The sequence below is a fragment of the Acinetobacter sp. GW821-FHT09D10 genome (assembly GCF_059416285.1).
The window spans coordinates 1,044,848-1,062,165 of sequence record NZ_JBWKOW010000001.1; the positions used below are offsets into that span (position 1 = coordinate 1,044,848).

Here is a 17,318-nt window from a genome sequence, read left to right on the forward strand (position 1 = left end):
AAACTTGAGCTGAGCTATTCTTTTTTAAACTTATAGTATTCACAGAGACTTCATTGAGAACTCTACAATTAAGATTTAGTCTATATTTCTAATCATTCATTAATTTTGATATTTGCTATGCTTTTCAAACAAATTATATTAACAACAACCTGTCTTTTTACAGCTACTCTGGCAATGGCCGAGCTGCCACAAGATTCTAGAAGAGCAGGTGGAATCGCAGTTATTCCTTTAACTGCTGATATTACTCAGGTCAACTTCCAGCAAAAACCAGTTTTAATCAGTCAAGAAGGTCATCAGCGTTATGCTGTGTTCGGGATCCCTTTATCTATACCTCTTGGTACTGTACAGCTTGATACCAATAAAGCCCCAATTCAAATAGAAATTAAATCCTATCCTTACGCTGAACAACGGATTAAAGTTACTAACCAAGACTATGTAAATCCAAATCAAAGTCAGCTAGACCGTTACGCTCAAGAAGCTAAAGAACAAAATGACGTGTATAACTCATTTACACAGAGCTCATGGCAAGCTCTACCAACATTTATACGCCCTACTTCAGGAAAATTTACCAACTCTTTTGGGCGAAAACGCTTCTTTAATGGCGAAGAGCGCGCGCCGCACTCAGGTTTAGATATCCCTGCACCAGTAGGACAAAAAGTAGTTGCTCCAGCAGATGGTATTGTAATTCAAACCGGATCTTATTTTTTTAATGGTCAAACTGTATTGATTGATCACGGTCAAGGCTTAATCAGTATGTTTTGCCATTTAAGTGCAATTAAAGTAGAGAAAGGCCAACATATTCGCCAAGGAGAAACTTTAGGTTTAGTAGGTAAAACTGGACGTGTCACAGGTCCACACTTGCATTGGGGCATGAGCCTTAATAATGCACGAGTAGACCCTCAGTTATTCTTAGGTAAAACGCGCTAATTTAGTTTTTTTCGAAAATACTTTGGCGCATCTACATACCCTTCTCGTAAGTAAAATTGATGCGCCAATGTCCGTTGTTCGCCTGAATGCAGTTCCATTCGATCACAACCACGTTGTCTTGCCAATTTCTCAGCCTGTTGTAAAAGCGAATGCCCAATACCTTTACTTCGCACATTTTGATCAACACACAAATAGCACACTTTGGCAAAGTCGCCTTTTAAAGCTATTTGTGGAATAAAATAAAGAGATAAAAAACCGAAAATCTGGTCATGCTCTTCAGCAATCAAAATTACTGCTTTTGGGTCACTATGTAAGATTTCAAATTTTTCTTGAATAAGAGTTAGTGGCTGTGGGTACCCCATCTGTTTAAGTAAATCGCATATTTCCTGAGTGTCTTCTGATTTAGCAGCACGAATATTCACTTTCATTTCTCCTCTTATTTTTAGTTATTTTTTGACAATAAAAAAGCCAACTCTAATGTCAGCTTTTTTTTCTACCTATCAAAAAAACACCTTATTCAGCTTCAATAATTTCGAAGTCATGGGTAATTTCAACACCACCATCAGAAAGCATTTTACTGGCTGAACAATATTTTTCGGCAGACAATTCAACGGCTTTTGCAACCTGTTTTTCTTTCACAGCTTTACCTGTTACCACGAAGTGTAAGTGGATTTTAGTAAAAACAGCCGGAATTGCGTCAGCGCGCTCAGCTTTTAAATTACATACAACATTCGTCACATCTTGACGAGATTTCTTTAAAATAGTCACAATATCAAACGAAGCACACCCACCAAGTCCCATTAATAGCAACTCCATAGGACGTGGACCACGGTTTTCACCACCATACTCAGGTGAGCCATCCATGATGACACTATGCCCACTATCTGATTTCGCTTCAAAAGCAACATTCTCTAGCCAATGTACACTTGTTTGCATTGCAACTACCTAAAAAAAATTATAAATTTAAGCAGGGTCTGTTGACATTTCATCTATGGATTGCTTTAGAGCTAAAAATTAATCCAAATAAGACGCAAAACCCAAACAATGGCTATCCTTTGTCCAGTTTTGTTATATAGTTTGTGAAATTTCAGCCATAATCTGAGCTGCAATTTAAGCAGTGCAGGCATAGCGCAAGACCATGTTATTTTGTACGTTCCGTTGTTAAGATCTATTTATTTAGAATGGCTAAATTTCATAGCTCTTGCTTGGTAACGTCTAAAAGAATTGTCTTATGTCGCAACCATCTGTGAAATGTCAACAGACCCTTGTTTTGTACACTAACATAAAATGAGTTGATAAGGAATTTCATCTCTTCTGTGTAATAGCTCATCTCGGGCTTGTGTGAATTGTTTACCCTATTCGGAACATATTAAGCATGACTTCAAATTTTTCACAACTCAGCACAGATGCTTTATCCCCGGGGCAACTACCTGAATCCGTTAAAGCATTGTTAAAACGTGCTCACATCAACAGATATCCAAAACGAACCACAATTGTTGATGCCGGAACAGAGTCGAAATCTTTATATTTAATTTTAAAAGGCTCAGTTTCAATTATTTTACGTGAAGATGATGAACGTGAAATTGTTGTTGCATATTTGAATCCGGGCGACTTCTTTGGGGAAATGGGGCTTTTCGAACCGAACCCTCAACGTACAGCTGAAGTTCGTACTCGTGATGTCTGTGAAATTGCAGAAATTTCTTATGACAACTTCCACGAACTTAGCAAACAATACCCAGACTTAAGTTATGCTGTTTTTGCACAACTCGTTCGCCGTCTAAAAAATACGACCCGTAAAATGACAGATCTTGCATTTATCGATGTATCTGGCCGTATTGCACGTTGTTTAATCGACCTATCTTCACAGCCAGAAGCAATGATTTTGCCAAACGGTCGTCAAATTCGTATTACTCGTCAAGAAATTGGTCGTATTGTGGGATGTTCACGTGAGATGGTTGGCCGTGTGCTCAAAACTTTAGAAGATCAAGGCATGATCCAAACAGATGGTAAAGCTATTCTTATTTTTGATGTTTCATTAGAAGATGCACCTGTTTCTGATGACGACTATGATGATGACGAATAATATTTATTAAATTTTTAATCAAAAGCAAACTTCGGTTTGCTTTTTTTATATGCAACAATGAGTTAATACACAAAACTTACAAACTATTCTAATTTTATGATTTAAGTTGAATACATATTCTCCGTTAGGCTAACTCAAAATTTCCAAGGATTCCGCTGTATGCAATTTAACCCACTTAGTCGCACAGGCCTCAAGCTTCCAGAAATTTGTTTAGGCACCATGACATTTGGTGAGCAAAACTCCCAGCAAGAAGCATTTGAACAACTCAATTATGCTTTGGCACACGGTTTATATTTTTGGGATACGGCAGAGATGTATTCGGTTCCGCCAAAACCTGAAACTTACGGTGCAACAGAAACGATCATTGGCAATTGGTTTGCCCAAAATGGTCAACGTGACAAAGTCTTTCTCGCCTCTAAAATTGCTGGACCTGGCTTTGGAGGAACACACATCCGAGAAGGCCATACGCGCTTCAACAGCGATCATATTGCGAAAGCCCTAGATGGTTCACTCAAACGTCTCCAAACCGACTATATCGACCTCTATCAACTCCATTGGCCCGAACGTCATACCAACTTTTTTGGTACGTTAGCTTATGGCAACCAGCAAGCTCAAAATGATTACGACACAACACCTCTAGAAGAAACATTACTTGCTCTACAAGAAGAGATTAACCGCGGACGCATTCGCTATATTGGTTTATCGAATGAAACGCCGTGGGGCACTATGAAGTTTTTACATTTGGCTGAAAAATTAGGTGTCAGTAAATTCGTAAGTGTTCAAAATCCATATAGTCTACTCAACCGTACTTATGAACTAGGTATGTCTGAAATTGCTAAATATGAAGATGTCGGCTTACTGGCATACTCTCCTCTTGCGTTTGGCTATCTTTCTGGCAAGTTTAGAAATGGCGCTCGCCCCGCTAATACAAGAGTCACATTATTTCCGCGCTTTAGCCGCTACAGTAACCCTCAAAGCGAATGGGCAACTGAGCAATATGCACAGCTTGCAGAGAAACATGGGTTAAGCTTAACCCAAATGGCGTTAGCATTTATCAAACAACAATTCTTTGTGACCAGCACAATTATTGGTGCCTCTAATCTAGACCAACTTAAAGAAAATATTCAGGCATTTGAAATTGAATTATCTGCTGAAGTTTTACAAGGTATTGAGGCCATTCATACTCAACAGCCCAACCCTGCACCTTAAATAAAAAACGGATGCTTAAGCATCCGTTTTCTTTATCTATAAAAAATTTTATATCTTATTTACGGGTATTATAAACTGCCATTGCTGCAGGTAAGTTTTTACGCATTTCGCCAATACGCTGAGAGTTAGATGGGTGAGTAGACAAGAAAGATGAACCACCACCACCTTCAAGCTTGTTCATTTTTTCCCACAGTGTAATCGCAGCATTTGGGTTATAACCTGCACGCGCCATCAGCATTAAACCACCTTGGTCAGCGCGACTTTCCAAGCTACGAGAATATGGTAAGCCTACACCCACTTGCGAACCCAGTTGAGCCGCAGCAGTACCAAGTTGGCCGACATTATTACCAGCATAGCTTAAACCAATACCAAGAGCTAAATCGGTTAGAGCCTGAGCGCCAATTTTACTTTTTGCATGCTCTTCTAAAGCGTGAGTCATTTCATGCCCCATAACCGCTGCAATTTCAGCATCAGTGAGGTTCAATTTATTGACAATACCGGTATAGAACACAACTTTACCGCCTGGTGCTACATAGGCATTAATCGTGTCAGACTTCAACACTGCCAACTGCCAGCTAAATGGCTGACCTGTCTGGTTCATCTGGTTCGCATATGGTTTCAAACGGTTGAATACAGCATTAATGCGGTTATATGTGCTAGAACTAGTATCTAGCGCACCCTTACCGCGTGCTTCCTGCACCATTTTATTAAAACCTTGAGCAGATTGAGCATTTAAAGTTGCTGTATCTGCACCTGCCATGTCAGCTACTGTTGTACAACCAGAAATCGTTACAACACTCGCAGCACATAAGCTTAAAAAAAGTTTTTTATTCATCAATTGGATCACCTAAATCGTTAAAAAAGCTGTTTATTCTTTTGCACTTATTATAAGAAATCCCGCTTATGCTTTGAATGTCTCATTTCTTCATGATCATAGTATTTATGTAACGATCAAGTAGATAAAGTCATCAAATAAATCCAGAAAATCAAACATATTATATTTAAGCCAAGATAGATATGACTTAAGGTCTTAACCCTCTCTTCCAGATTAGGACTTTCTCTTTTCCAGAGTAAATAACTATTTTGTATGAATACCACAGGAATTAACACACATGCGAACAATACTGACAAGCTCATAAAAGCAGTCATAAAAAAATCTTCATGATATTCTTGCCCATAAATGACCAACATCGCTAATGTAGGTGAACCACCAATAGCAAATAAAAAAGAATAAAAGATTGTTTTTGAAATAGTTGGTTGCAGCTTCATCCTGAGCCCATCATTTCTTATCGATATATAACGTTTTAATCTGAATCTAACAAAACAAAAACTGCACTTTAGTCGGGTATAAAAAAAGCCCCCTTTCTGGAGGCTTTTTAATCTTTGCTAATTAAGCAGAGAATGGATGACGTAAAACAATTGTTTCTGCGCGGTCTGGACCAGTTGAAACGATATCAATCGGACATTCGATTAACTGTTCAATGCGCTTCACATAAGCCAAAGCATTTGCTGGCAATTGGTCGATACTAGTTAAACCAACAGTCGACTCGCTCCAACCTGGCATAGTTTCGTAGATTGGTTTCAAGCATTCAAAAGAAACCGCATCAGAAGAACCTACACAGCCTGAATCTGTATTTTCATAACCCACACAGATTTTCACTTCTTCTAAACCATCTAAAACGTCAAGTTTAGTTAAGCAAATACCAGAAAGTGAGTTTACATCTACAGAACGGCGAAGGATTTCAGCATCGAACCAACCACAACGACGTTGACGACCAGTAGAAGCACCAAACTCATGACCGACTGTACCCAAGTGTTTACCAACTGGATCACCGGCATCAGCTGCTGCATCGTAAACCAATTCAGTTGGGAATGGACCAGCGCCTACACGAGTTGTATAAGCTTTAGTAATACCTAATACATAATCAAGATGCAAAGGTCCCATACCTGAACCAGAGCTTACACCACCAGCAGTTGTATTTGAACTTGTAACATATGGATAAGTACCGTGGTCAATATCTAGAAGTGAGCCTTGAGCTCCCTCAAACATTACAGCCTTACCTTCTTTGCGATAGTCATGCAACACTTTAGTAACATCAACCACTAATGGAGCAAGAACTTCACGCCATTGATTGCAAAGAGCCAATACATCTTCAAATTTAACAGCTTCTACACCGTAGAACTGAGTTAACTGGAAGTTATGTAACTCAAGCATCTCAGACAGTTTTTCTTCTAATGCTGCACCACCACGAACAAGGTCAGCAACACGCACTGCACGGCGAGCCACTTTATCTTCGTAAGCAGGACCAATACCACGACCTGTAGTACCGATTTTTGCATTACCACGTTTCTTTTCACGTGCCTGATCAAGTGCAATGTGGTTAGGCAAAATGAGTGGACAGTTTGGAGAAATACGTAGGCGTTCTTTAACAGGAACTCCTTCTGCTTCCAAAATTCCCATTTCTTCAATTAACGCGGCTGGTGAAAGTACTACACCATTACCAATTAAGCACAATACGTTTTCACGTAAAATACCTGATGGAATGAGGTGCAATACAGTTTTTTTACCACCTACGACAAGAGTATGACCTGCGTTATGTCCGCCTTGATAACGTACTACCGCAGCCGCCTGATCTGTGAGCAGGTCGACGATTTTACCTTTACCTTCGTCGCCCCATTGGGTACCAAGTACCACAACATTTTTGCCCATAATAGCCTCATTACATCATGCTGTTAAAATTGGAAACCACCAGTAAAAAATTACCGTTGGCGTTTAAATCTTTTCAATATTCCATTGACCATTTTGCGCCACGAGTTGATGGGTCGCGTATGGAATAGAACTTAAATCATCATTACCTAACAATTGAACGACACGTAAACCTTGAGCGCGTGCATTCGAAATTGCTGAAAGTAAATCTTGTTCTGAGCCTTTTGGAGCAACAACAGTTTCTATTTCGGCGAACTGATTTGCACCTAAGGCATATAAATCACAACTAAAGCCAGTAGCAGGACGTGCACGACCAAAGTGTTCACCAATACCATCATAACGACCACCCTGCGCTAACGGCGCAGCACGGTTCGGCGCATATACTGCGTACATTAAACCAGTGTGATAGTGATAACTACGTAGCTCTACGACATCGATACCGATATTGAGATTTGGCCAACGGCCTTTAATTTGTTCAAGCGTCGTCTTAAGTGCATCTAATGCTGACTTAAATTCCGCATCTTGCAAAATATTGGCACTTAAATTCGTCTGCAATGCTTCTAGATCACTAGAATAACGACCAAGCGCATAGAAATCAGAACCCATATTCAGGCTTTGAGTAAATTCTGCTAACTCTGGCAATGCTTTTCTTTGATAAAGATCAGACAGTTCATGCTCTTCATTTTTTGACAGTCCAGCATACTTGACTAGACTACGGAACAACCCTACATGGCCCAAATCTAAATGCGCGCCTTGCAAAGTATAGATGTTCTCAATCAACCCCAGCATAACATCGACCATTTCGACATCAGCTTCGATACTATCGTGGCCATATAACTCTGCACCTAATTGTAAAGGTGCACGAGTGGCATTGAAATTTTGTGGTTTAGTATGTAATACAGTCCCTGAATAACAGTAACGTGCAACGCCTTCAACTGGTCTTACATGTGCATCAATACGTGCAACTTGTGGCGTCATATCAGCACGAACACCGAGTAAACGGCCTGAGAGCTGATCAATAACCTTAAAAGTTACTAAATCTAAGTCTTGATTTGATTCTGATAATGAAGACAACGATTCGATGTATTCGATAAATGGTGTATATACCAATTGATAACCTCGTACCGCGAGGAAATCTAATGCTTCACGGCGAAGTTTTTCAATGACTTGTGCCTGTTCCGGCAATACATCGGCTACCCCGTCAGGCAGCAACCATGTCTCTGAAATGGTCATATTTCAAGCCTAAAATCTGATCAACGTGGAACGACCCCACATAAAAAAATCGGGAACACACCCGATTTCTCTTAGTGTAGCATGATACTTTGTGCCATGCACCTGACAATTTGCATAAATCTTTCTGAATAAACTCTAAAGTCAAAAAGAAGATTTAAACAATTAATAATAATATTCAATATCTTACTTTGCTTTGCTCATATCATAGTCAAAAGTTCTTCGACCAAAGAATGGGCCAATATCTGAACTACCACCTGGTTTCCAGTTAACTAAATTTAGCTTTTGAATAGCTTGAGCTGCTTGAGTATTAAAAGCAAAGCAACCTTTTTCAAGATTTGCAATTTTTAATTTCTGCTTCAAAGCATTTGAGGAGTGCACATTATTAAGCGGGTTATCTTCTATAGAATAAAGGTGAGACTTCTCATACGCCAAACTTCTATCAGCATCCCATAAGCTGCTTGATACAAATTCCATAGAAGCAAACTGATCATTATTATTACCCAGTGCACTTTCAATATCACCAGTTTCTAAGTTTTCTAAAACAGTTAAGTTATAGCCGTACCACTGCGAGTTTAGAAGCCTAAAATACTTTTTATCTTGACCTAAGTTATTATATCTTTCGATGATTGACTGCTTTTTTTCACTAAACGCGGGATTGGCATTAAAACTAGATATATATGAAATATAAGACTGATTCCATTGAGTCTTTTTTAAACGATAACAATAACTATTTTTTGGAAACGTAATATTCTTATAGTTTTGGTAAAATTCAATTAAATTTTTATCAAGCTGATTATGAAGACCAGTTTCTAAATTTTTATTTTCTTTATAGCCCGGCAATACACGATCAAAGATATTTTCACCATCTAACTTCACAATTTCAAACTTTAAATTTTGTTTCAAATCAGGAGTTAGCTCATAAGTCCAACTACTAGGCGTTAACCTTTTTACAATATTTGTTTGCAATGTCTCTTTATTTAAAATTTTCTGTTCAGTTAAAAAATCATTTTTTAATGGTTGATTGTGTGACTTTGAAAAAAATATTTCATTATTTTTAATTGGATATTGAGTGATTTCAAAAAAATCACTATAAACCTCTGAAGAAAAATTAGAAGGTTGATAATAAACTTGGTAAATCGCATCGTCTTTTTCTAAATTATTTTCAGCTTGATCATTAGTATTTTGATCTGAGCCTCCACCACCACAAGCGGTTAAAATAATAGTAGATGTAATAATTAAAAAACCACTTATTTTTTTTGATTTAAATTTCATATGAACTCTATAATTAAAATTTTAATGTTTACGAATCATACAAATAGAGATAGTTTTTCACAATATAAATATTTAGAATTTTAAAATAAATTTTCTTTTAAATTTTTTCTACAACTATTCAGATCATAAATTATTAATTATAAAAAAGGATGTTAATTTAACATCCTTAAATTATTTCAATTGACGTTTAGAAAGAATCACACAAATCTAATAATCGATTTGCATATCCCCATTCATTATCGTACCAAGCAAATACTTTAGCTTGATGCCCCACTACCATTGTCTGGGTTAAATCAACGATGAGTGAATAAGGAGAATGGTTGAAATCACTTGAAACTAATGGTTCATCAGTAACAGCCATAATTTCTGCATAATCTGTTTGAGAAGCTTTAATCAATACTTCATTAATATGATGAACAGTAATTGGCGATTGAGCGATAAAAGTTAAGTCAATTGCAGCCACATTAATAGTCGGCACCCGAATTGAATAACCGTCTATACGATCTTCCATTTTAGGCATAACCCGTTTTAATGCACCTAATGCACTAGACGTAGTTGGTATAATATTTTGCCCAGAAGCTCTGGCACGACGTAAATCACGATGCGCGTGATCAAGTACAGACTGGTCTGCTGTAACAGCATGAATTTCTGTCATGAGCGCTGTTTCAATTCCAAACGCATCATCAATGATTTTAACTAAGGGTACTAATGCCTGCGTAGTACATGACACACTTGATATGATCTGATCAGTCGCTTTCACATCTGCATGGTTAACACCATAGACAATTGCTGCATCGACATGGTCAAAAGGTGCTGCACCAATAATTACCCTTTTTGCTCCAGCTTGTAGATGGCGGGTTGCATCAGCGTGGGAACGGAACAGTCCGGTACACTCAAGTACGACATCAATATCTAAACTAGACCATGGCAAAAGCTCAGGTTTTTCCTGTTTTAAAACTTCAACTTTTAGCGTTCTTTGATTTGATTGAATGTTCAAAAAAACTTTTTCATTTTCAATAAATATTTCCACATTTCCATTAAAACGGCCATGTGTGGAATCATATTTAAATAAATGTACGAGTGTTTGTACATCTGCTATATCGTTAATCGCCACGATTTCAAATTGAAATTGTTTTGAGCTCTCGAACCAAGCACGTAAAACATTACGTCCAATCCGCCCAAACCCATTAATGGCGATACGTTGCATGACCTATCCTTATCTACAAAACTAAAGGCTAAAGAAGGCATATAGTAAAGCACGTCACGCCCAATTGAATATAGATTTTTAGCCAAATCACAGTTTTGTAAGATATTCCTTTTAAAATCGTTGGTTCGGTGGGGTTTTTCCGCTACAATTTAGCGTTTTTAAAAAATAAGCCCCGTATCAAATGCTCAGGTTTGACATAAAACAAACAGGCATTGATACATTTAGCCAAATTCGAAAATATGGAGTGACTTGGTTGTGAGTACTCGTTTAATGACATCTGCTGAAATTCGTGAAGCATTTTTGCGCTACTTTGAGACGCAAGGGCATACACGTGTCGCGTCGAGTTCTCTTGTTCCTGCCAACGACCCAACTTTATTATTTACAAATGCTGGGATGAACCAGTTTAAAGACTGCTTCTTAGGTCTTGAAAAACGTGACTATGTACGTGCAACTACATCACAAAAATGTGTACGTGCTGGTGGTAAACACAATGACTTAGATAACGTTGGTTACACTGCTCGTCACCATACATTCTTTGAAATGTTAGGCAATTTCTCATTTGGTGATTATTTCAAACGTGATGCACTTAAATTCGCTTGGGAATTTTTGACTAGCGATGAATGGTTAGCTCTCCCTAAAGACCGTTTATATGCGACCGTTTATCACACCGATGATGAAGCTTATGACATCTGGAATAAAGAAATTGGTTTAGCGCCTGAACGTATTATCCGTATTGGTGATAATAAAGGCGAAAAATACGCATCTGATAACTTCTGGGCAATGGGTGACACAGGTCCATGTGGTCCTTGTTCTGAAATTTTCTTTGACCACGGTGATCATATTTGGGGTGGTTTACCAGGCACACCTGAAGAAGATGGCGACCGTTTCATTGAAATCTGGAACAACGTTTTCATGCAGTTCAACCGAACTGCTGATGGCGTACTCCACCCTCTCCCTGCTCCATCTGTTGATACAGGTATGGGCTTAGAGCGTATCTCTGCTGTATTGCAACATGTTAATTCAAACTACGACATTGACTTGTTCCAACACTTATTAAAAGCTGCTGCAAACATTATTGGTATCGAAGACGAAGGTCAGCCTTCTTTACGTGTAGTTGCAGACCATGCTCGTTCATGCTGTTTCTTAATTGCTGATGGTGTAAACCCCAGCAACGAAGGCCGCGGTTATGTACTACGCCGTATTATCCGCCGCGCTGTGCGTCACGGTAATAAACTTGGTGCAACTGGTACGTTCTTCTACAAAATGTTACAACCTTTAATTGAAGTTATGGGTGATGCATATCCAGAACTTGTAGCGCGTAAAGATGTGATTGAAGCAACTTTAATTCGTGAAGAAGAACAGTTTGCGAAAACACTCGAGCAAGGCTTAAAGCTACTTGAAGGCGAGCTTGCTCAATTAAAAGATAAGACGATTCCTGGTGCGACTGTATTTAAACTTTACGACACTTACGGCTTCCCAACAGACTTAACAGCTGATATTGCACGTGAACGTGACTTTATTATTGACGAAGCTGGCTTTGAAGTAGAAATGGCTGCACAGCGTCAACGTGCTCGTGATGCTGGTAAATTCGCAGTTGATTACAACAGCATTGTACAAGTTGAAGGCGAAACCCAATTTGACGGTTACATCAACACCACTGGTCAAGGCCAAATTGTAGCGATCTATAAAGACGGCGTACAAGTTGATGAAGTTTCTGAAGGCGACGAAGCACTTATCGTTTTAAACCAAACTCCTTTCTATGCAGAAAGTGGTGGTCAGATTGGTGATACAGGTATCTTCAAAAATGAAACTGGTATTTTTGAAGTTCAAGATACGAAAAAATCAGGCGGTGCCTTTGTTCATCAAGGTATTGTGACCGTTGGTAATCTTAAAGCTGATCAAAACGTTGAAGCGATTGTTAAAGCTGATATTCGTGAGGCAACAGCTCGTAACCACTCGGCAACTCACCTATTACATGCTGCTCTTCGTCAAATTTTAGGATCACACGTACAACAAAAAGGTTCGTTAGTTGCAAGTGATATCTTACGTTTTGACTTTGCTAATGACCAACCGGTAACTTTTGAGCAGTTACAACAGGTTGAGCGTTTGGTAAATGCAGAAATTATTGCAAATACCGCAGTAACCACTGAACTACTTGACATCGAAGCGGCAAAAGCCAAAGGCGCAATGATGTTGTTCGGTGAAAAATACGGTAACGAAGTTCGTGTTCTTGCTATGGGTTCAGTGATTGATGAGAAAAACTTCTCAATCGAACTTTGTGGTGGTATTCACGTTAAGCGTACAGGCGATATTGGTTTATTTAAGATCACTTCTGAAGGTGGTGTGGCTGCTGGTGTACGTCGTATTGAAGCAGTTACAGGTACTAAAGCTTTAGATGTGGTACAAAAAACCGATTCAGATATCCAGCACATTAATAGTTTATTAAAAGCACAGAAAGATCAAACTGTTGAGCGTGTACAAGCCAATGTAGAACTTGTTTCTACATTACAAAAGCAGATTGAACAGCTCAATCAGAAATTGGCAAACTTCCAAGCGTCAGAATTGATTGATCAGGTACAAACGATTGCTGGTCGTCAAACGCTTATTACCACTGTTCAAGGTGTAGATGCGAAATCACTTCGCAACTTGCACGACAGTGTTAAATCAAAATTAGAGAATGCAGTCATTGTGTTAGCTGGCGTAGAGGGTGACAAAGTTAGCCTGCTTGCTTCAGTTGCATCACAATACACTGCAAATCTAAAAGCAGGTGACATCATCAAGCATCTAGCAACCGAGTTAGGTGGTAAAGGTGGTGGTAAACCTGACTTAGCACAAGGTGGCGCGCCACTTAACGAGAAGTTTGGACAAGTTATTGCTGCATTACCTGCATGGCTTGAACAAAAATAAGACTTCACTTTTTGTGTAACTGACCCTGAAAAGCCTCTCAGGGTCATGGCTTATATGGAAAAACTATGGCACTAATCGTTCAAAAATATGGCGGTACTTCTATGGGTACCCCCGAGCGCATTTTAAATGTTGCTCGTCGTGTGAAGCGTTGGCATGATCACGGTCACAAGGTTGTTGTGGTCGTATCTGCTATGAGTGGTGAAACAAACCGCTTACTTGCTCTCGCTAAAGCCATTACCGAAACACCTGACCCACGCGAGTTAGACCAAATGGTTTCAACCGGTGAACAGGTGACGATTTCCATGTTAGCTATGGCACTTAATTCGATTGGTGTGGAAGCTAAATCCTATACCGGACGTCAAGTCGGTATTAAAACTGACAGTGCATTTACCAAGGCGCGTATTGAGTCTATTGATACAGATGTCATGACCAATGATCTTGATGCAGGGCGTGTTATCGTTGTTGCTGGTTTCCAAGGCTTTGATGCAAATGGAAATATCACAACTCTAGGCCGTGGCGGTTCAGATACTTCTGGTGTTGCTCTTGCTGCTGCTCTAAAAGCAGATGAATGCCAAATTTACACTGATGTAGATGGCGTTTACACCACTGACCCTCGTGTTGCTCCTAAAGCCAAAAAAATCGACCGTATTTCTTTTGAAGAAATGCTAGAAATGGCTTCATTAGGTTCAAAAGTTTTACAAATTCGCTCAGTAGAATTTGCCGGAAAATATCAAGTTCCTTTGCGTGTATTATCAAGTTTTGATAATGATAACGACGGCGTGTTTGACGATGAATTTAAAGAAAATGTAGGTACACTCATTACTACTGAGGCGGAAGATAATATGGAACAGCCAATTATTGCAGGTATTGCTTTTAACCGTGACGAAGCAAAATTAACGATTTTAGGTGTACCTGATGAACCAGGTATTGCTTCTAAAATTTTATCACCAGTAAGTGATGCCAATATCGAAGTCGATATGATAGTGCAAAATGTTGAAGAAGATGGCACAACAGATTTCACTTTCACTGTAAACCGTGTTGATTTAGCTAAAGCTGAAAAAATCTTAAACGAAACTGCCAAAAATATTGGTGCACGTGAAGTTTCAACACGTGATGACATCGTTAAAGTGTCTATTGTTGGCGTAGGTATGCGTTCACATGCAGGTGTAGCGAGCAAGATGTTCACTGCCCTTGCTGACGAAGGTATTAATATCCTTATGATTTCAACATCTGAAATTAAAGTTTCTGTCATTATTGATGAGAAATACTTGGAACTTGCTGTTCGTTGTCTACACACCGCTTTTGGTTTAGATCGTGAACATGGTGAAAGCAGCGCCCGCGCTTAATTTTACCAAACGGTCAATTATTCATTAAAAAATGTTTACTTGTCCGACAATAATTAAAGAAAACACAGAGCCGCTATAGTTTTTTTTATAGCGGCTCTGTTATATTAAACGGAAAGTTTTTTGGCAGTGATTATCAAAATATGACTTTGTTCTCATATTTCTGTTAGAATCTGACTGAAAACTGAGGTTGAGCTTTTATTTGGGTACCAATATTGCAGTTTTAAGCGTTTAGCAAGGAGATAAACATGCTGATTCTGACCCGCCGTGTCGGGGAAACATTAATGATTGGGGATCAAGTCAGTGTTACTGTGCTTGGCGTCAAAGGAAATCAGGTTCGTATTGGTGTGAATGCACCAAAAGAGGTTTCTGTTCATCGCGAAGAAATTTATCAACGTATTCAACATGAACGTGCAATGCATGAACACCTTCAACATCTTGATCAAGATTATCAAGTTTCTTTTGAAGATGATAATTTTGCACAGAAAAACTTCAATCGTTAACATGAAGTTATTCTCTCCCTAATTAAAGCGACTTTATAGTCGCTTTAAATTTTTTAGGAAGTTGTATTTATAGGCCTAGAGCACGTTTAACAGGTGCGTAACTACGGCGGTGCTGATCAATTACACCATGCGCTGCAATCGCTTCAAAATGCGCTTTAGTTGGATATCCTTTATGTTTGGCAAAACCAAATAATGGATATTGTTGATCTAATTCTTGCATTTGTCGATCACGCGTAACTTTTGCCAGAATACTCGCTGCACTGATCTCAGCATGACTCGCATCTCCCCCAACAATAGCTTCACAAGGAATAATGATTCCTTTTGGAATTTGATTACCATCTACAATCACTTTTTGTGGTTGAGTTTTCAAACCATCAACTGCACGTTGCATAGCCAAAAAAGTCGCTTGTAAAATATTTAATTCATCAATTTCACCGTGCGTTGCTTCTGCAATTGACCAAGCTAAGGCTTTTTCTTGTATTTCAATAAACAACTTTTCACGTTTCTTTTCAGTTAATTTTTTAGAATCATTTAATCCCACAATTGGATTATTCGGATCTAAAATAACAGCCGCTGCCACAACAGAACCCACCAAAGGTCCTCGTCCCGCCTCATCTACACCAGCAATAAACATCAACTCTCTACCTTTAAACAAAAGAGGCTGATCAATAGTAATCAGCCTTCTTTAATACAAAAATCATTAATTACTTTTGTAAAGCTTCTGCCACACACTCATTTACAGTTTTTGAAACCACTTGGTTTACAATTGTAGCACGTGCATTTACATCAAATGCAGCCGCAGCCAATTCTACTGCTGTCACACTATTTGGTGCCTTTTCGCTCACACAACCACAAACATTGGTTTGAATGCTGTCACGTTGCTCAGCAGTCATAAGCTTTGTTGCTGTTTTCCAAGCCGAAACATTATTAATTTCTGTAATACATTTTGCATTTACAGCAACTTTTAATGCAGCAACACCCAACTGTTGAGTTGTAGTTTGTGCAGAAGTAGCGCCCGTACCCGTACCTGTAGTCGTTGCACACGCTGTTAAAGCTAAAGCAACTGGCGCTAGAGCGAGCATCAATTTTTTCATCATTTTTTCCTTTGATTGAACGTTGGCAGCGCGTATTGTGCCTAAACTCAACTTTATAAGAAACAAATAATTTGATGCATTTATGCAAACTATTCTCCCCTGCAAAACTCAGCTCATCAAATGCATTTTTTCTTAAACGTTCTGTTTTTAGCACGCTCTGTTACATTTAAAACATTTCTCAAAATCAGCGCTTTCCCATAAAATTAAAAATCAAAACGACAAAAAAATAGGGTCTTTTATGCCTGCTGTTTCATCTCAGTATTACACCCGTACCGCACAAGTCCTGCATTGGGTGATGGCAATCATTTTCATCGCAGCATGGGCTATTGGCTTCTATAGTGGAAATTTTTTAAGTTATGACGTTGATGGCAGCTTTAAAGGCGATGTCATTACGTTGCACAAGAATATTGCGACAACCATTATCTTTTTGGTGATTATCCGGATTTTATGGCGCTATACACATCCAGCTCCAAAATTACCAGATACGATGTCACCAACCATGAAAACATTGGCACATATTGGTCATCTATTCCTTTATGTGATTTTGGTGGCGTTACCTGTCACTGGTTGTTTATTTAGCTGGAGTGCTGGCCACCCTGCCCCTGTTTTATATTTATTTGAAATTCCGCGTTTAGTACAAGATAACCCAGAGCTTTTAGCTGTTGTTAAACCATTACATATTTATATTTCTTGGTTTGCAGGCTTTCTTATTGTTGGGCATGTACTTGCAGCTTTGAAACATCACTTTGTTGATAAAGACAATATTTTAAATAGTATGACCAAACAACCTAAGTAATTGCACATATAAAAAACCGCCTATCTTAGGCGGTTTT

The 17,318-nt window shown here is 38.8% G+C and carries 17 protein-coding genes and 1 pseudogene; 7 read left to right on the forward strand and 11 right to left on the reverse strand.

The features are described 5' to 3' along the window. Nucleotides 1–117 precede the first annotated feature (117 nt). Nucleotides 118–927 carry a peptidoglycan DD-metalloendopeptidase family protein gene (locus AC07M3_RS04920; protein ID WP_494566700.1) on the forward strand — a complete coding sequence of 270 codons (810 nt, stop codon included), beginning with the start codon at nt 118–120 and terminating at the stop codon, nt 925–927. Here the strand turns inward: AC07M3_RS04920 and AC07M3_RS04925 are convergent. The 3 genes and pseudogenes from AC07M3_RS04925 to AC07M3_RS04935 all read right to left on the reverse strand — a co-directional run. Next, complete coding sequence (locus tag AC07M3_RS04925) at nt 924–1,349, reverse strand: GNAT family N-acetyltransferase (RefSeq protein WP_494566912.1); 426 nt, start codon at nt 1,347–1,349, stop codon at nt 924–926. The two genes, AC07M3_RS04920 and AC07M3_RS04925, sit on opposite strands and share 4 nt — an antisense overlap. Nucleotides 1,350–1,440: 91 nt before the next feature. Beyond that, nucleotides 1,441–1,863 carry an OsmC family protein gene (locus tag AC07M3_RS04930; protein ID WP_004642007.1) on the reverse strand — a complete coding sequence of 141 codons (423 nt, stop codon included), beginning with the start codon at nt 1,861–1,863 and terminating at the stop codon, nt 1,441–1,443. A 135-nt stretch (nt 1,864–1,998) separates the two neighbouring features. Next, a pseudogene (locus tag AC07M3_RS04935) lies at nt 1,999–2,061 on the reverse strand (hypothetical protein); the annotation flags it as partial. Nucleotides 2,062–2,302: 241 nt separating this feature from the next. On the opposite strand from AC07M3_RS04935, the gene crp reads away from it, so the two are divergent. Next, nucleotides 2,303–3,010 (forward strand): cAMP-activated global transcriptional regulator CRP, encoded by a 708-nt coding sequence (gene crp / locus AC07M3_RS04940; RefSeq protein ID WP_005041938.1) that lies wholly within the window; start codon nt 2,303–2,305, stop codon nt 3,008–3,010. Nucleotides 3,011–3,169: 159 nt separating this feature from the next. Beyond that, nucleotides 3,170–4,219, forward strand: a complete 1,050-nt coding sequence (locus tag AC07M3_RS04945; RefSeq protein ID WP_494566701.1) for an NADP(H)-dependent aldo-keto reductase — start codon at nt 3,170–3,172, stop codon at nt 4,217–4,219. A 55-nt stretch (nt 4,220–4,274) separates the two neighbouring features. Here AC07M3_RS04945 and AC07M3_RS04950 read toward each other — a convergent pair whose 3' ends face one another. The 6 genes from AC07M3_RS04950 to AC07M3_RS04975 all read right to left on the reverse strand — a co-directional run bounded on the left by AC07M3_RS04950 (nt 4,275) and on the right by AC07M3_RS04975 (nt 10,638). After that, nucleotides 4,275–5,054, reverse strand: coding sequence for a M48 family metallopeptidase (locus AC07M3_RS04950; protein ID WP_133746482.1), 780 nt, complete (start codon nt 5,052–5,054; stop codon nt 4,275–4,277). A 116-nt stretch (nt 5,055–5,170) separates the two neighbouring features. Next, the gene (locus tag AC07M3_RS04955) at nt 5,171–5,488 is read right to left on the reverse strand and encodes a hypothetical protein (RefSeq protein WP_494566702.1); all 318 of its coding nucleotides are present in this window, start codon (nt 5,486–5,488) and stop codon (nt 5,171–5,173) included. A 121-nt stretch (nt 5,489–5,609) separates the two neighbouring features. Beyond that, nucleotides 5,610–6,929, reverse strand: a complete 1,320-nt coding sequence (locus AC07M3_RS04960; RefSeq protein WP_003652692.1) for an adenylosuccinate synthase — start codon at nt 6,927–6,929, stop codon at nt 5,610–5,612. Nucleotides 6,930–6,992: 63 nt separating this feature from the next. Further along, nucleotides 6,993–8,159: an ATP phosphoribosyltransferase regulatory subunit gene (locus AC07M3_RS04965; protein WP_003652693.1), complete on the reverse strand. Its 1,167-nt coding sequence runs from the start codon at nt 8,157–8,159 to the stop codon at nt 6,993–6,995. Nucleotides 8,160–8,342: 183 nt separating this feature from the next. Continuing rightward, complete coding sequence (locus AC07M3_RS04970; RefSeq protein WP_494566703.1) at nt 8,343–9,431, reverse strand: hypothetical protein; 1,089 nt, start codon at nt 9,429–9,431, stop codon at nt 8,343–8,345. Nucleotides 9,432–9,618: 187 nt separating this feature from the next. Beyond that, nucleotides 9,619–10,638 carry a type I glyceraldehyde-3-phosphate dehydrogenase gene (locus AC07M3_RS04975; protein WP_056478705.1) on the reverse strand — a complete coding sequence of 340 codons (1,020 nt, stop codon included), beginning with the start codon at nt 10,636–10,638 and terminating at the stop codon, nt 9,619–9,621. Between the two features lie 270 nt (nt 10,639–10,908). Between AC07M3_RS04975 and alaS the strand changes: the two genes are divergently transcribed. The 3 genes from alaS (at nt 10,909) to csrA (ending at nt 15,391) form a co-directional block, all read left to right on the forward strand. Continuing rightward, entirely contained in the window at nt 10,909–13,545 is a 2,637-nt protein-coding gene (alaS, locus tag AC07M3_RS04980) for an alanine--tRNA ligase (RefSeq protein ID WP_494566913.1), read from the forward strand. Nucleotides 13,546–13,610: 65 nt separating this feature from the next. Continuing rightward, the gene (locus AC07M3_RS04985) at nt 13,611–14,891 is read left to right on the forward strand and encodes an aspartate kinase (protein WP_003652700.1); all 1,281 of its coding nucleotides are present in this window, start codon (nt 13,611–13,613) and stop codon (nt 14,889–14,891) included. A 245-nt stretch (nt 14,892–15,136) separates the two neighbouring features. Further along, nucleotides 15,137–15,391, forward strand: coding sequence for a carbon storage regulator CsrA (csrA, locus tag AC07M3_RS04990; protein WP_003652701.1), 255 nt, complete (start codon nt 15,137–15,139; stop codon nt 15,389–15,391). A 67-nt stretch (nt 15,392–15,458) separates the two neighbouring features. On the opposite strand, the gene rnhB is transcribed toward csrA, so the two are convergent. Both rnhB and AC07M3_RS05000 read right to left on the reverse strand, forming a co-directional pair. Beyond that, entirely contained in the window at nt 15,459–16,025 is a 567-nt protein-coding gene (gene rnhB / locus AC07M3_RS04995; protein WP_004641996.1) for a ribonuclease HII, read from the reverse strand. 70 nt (nt 16,026–16,095) lie between these two features. After that, nucleotides 16,096–16,485 (reverse strand): hypothetical protein, encoded by a 390-nt coding sequence (locus AC07M3_RS05000; RefSeq protein ID WP_494566914.1) that lies wholly within the window; start codon nt 16,483–16,485, stop codon nt 16,096–16,098. Between the two features lie 238 nt (nt 16,486–16,723). On the opposite strand from AC07M3_RS05000, the gene AC07M3_RS05005 reads away from it, so the two are divergent. Next, nucleotides 16,724–17,281, forward strand: coding sequence for a cytochrome b (locus tag AC07M3_RS05005; protein ID WP_045434304.1), 558 nt, complete (start codon nt 16,724–16,726; stop codon nt 17,279–17,281). The last annotated feature ends 37 nt before the right edge of the window (nt 17,282–17,318 follow it).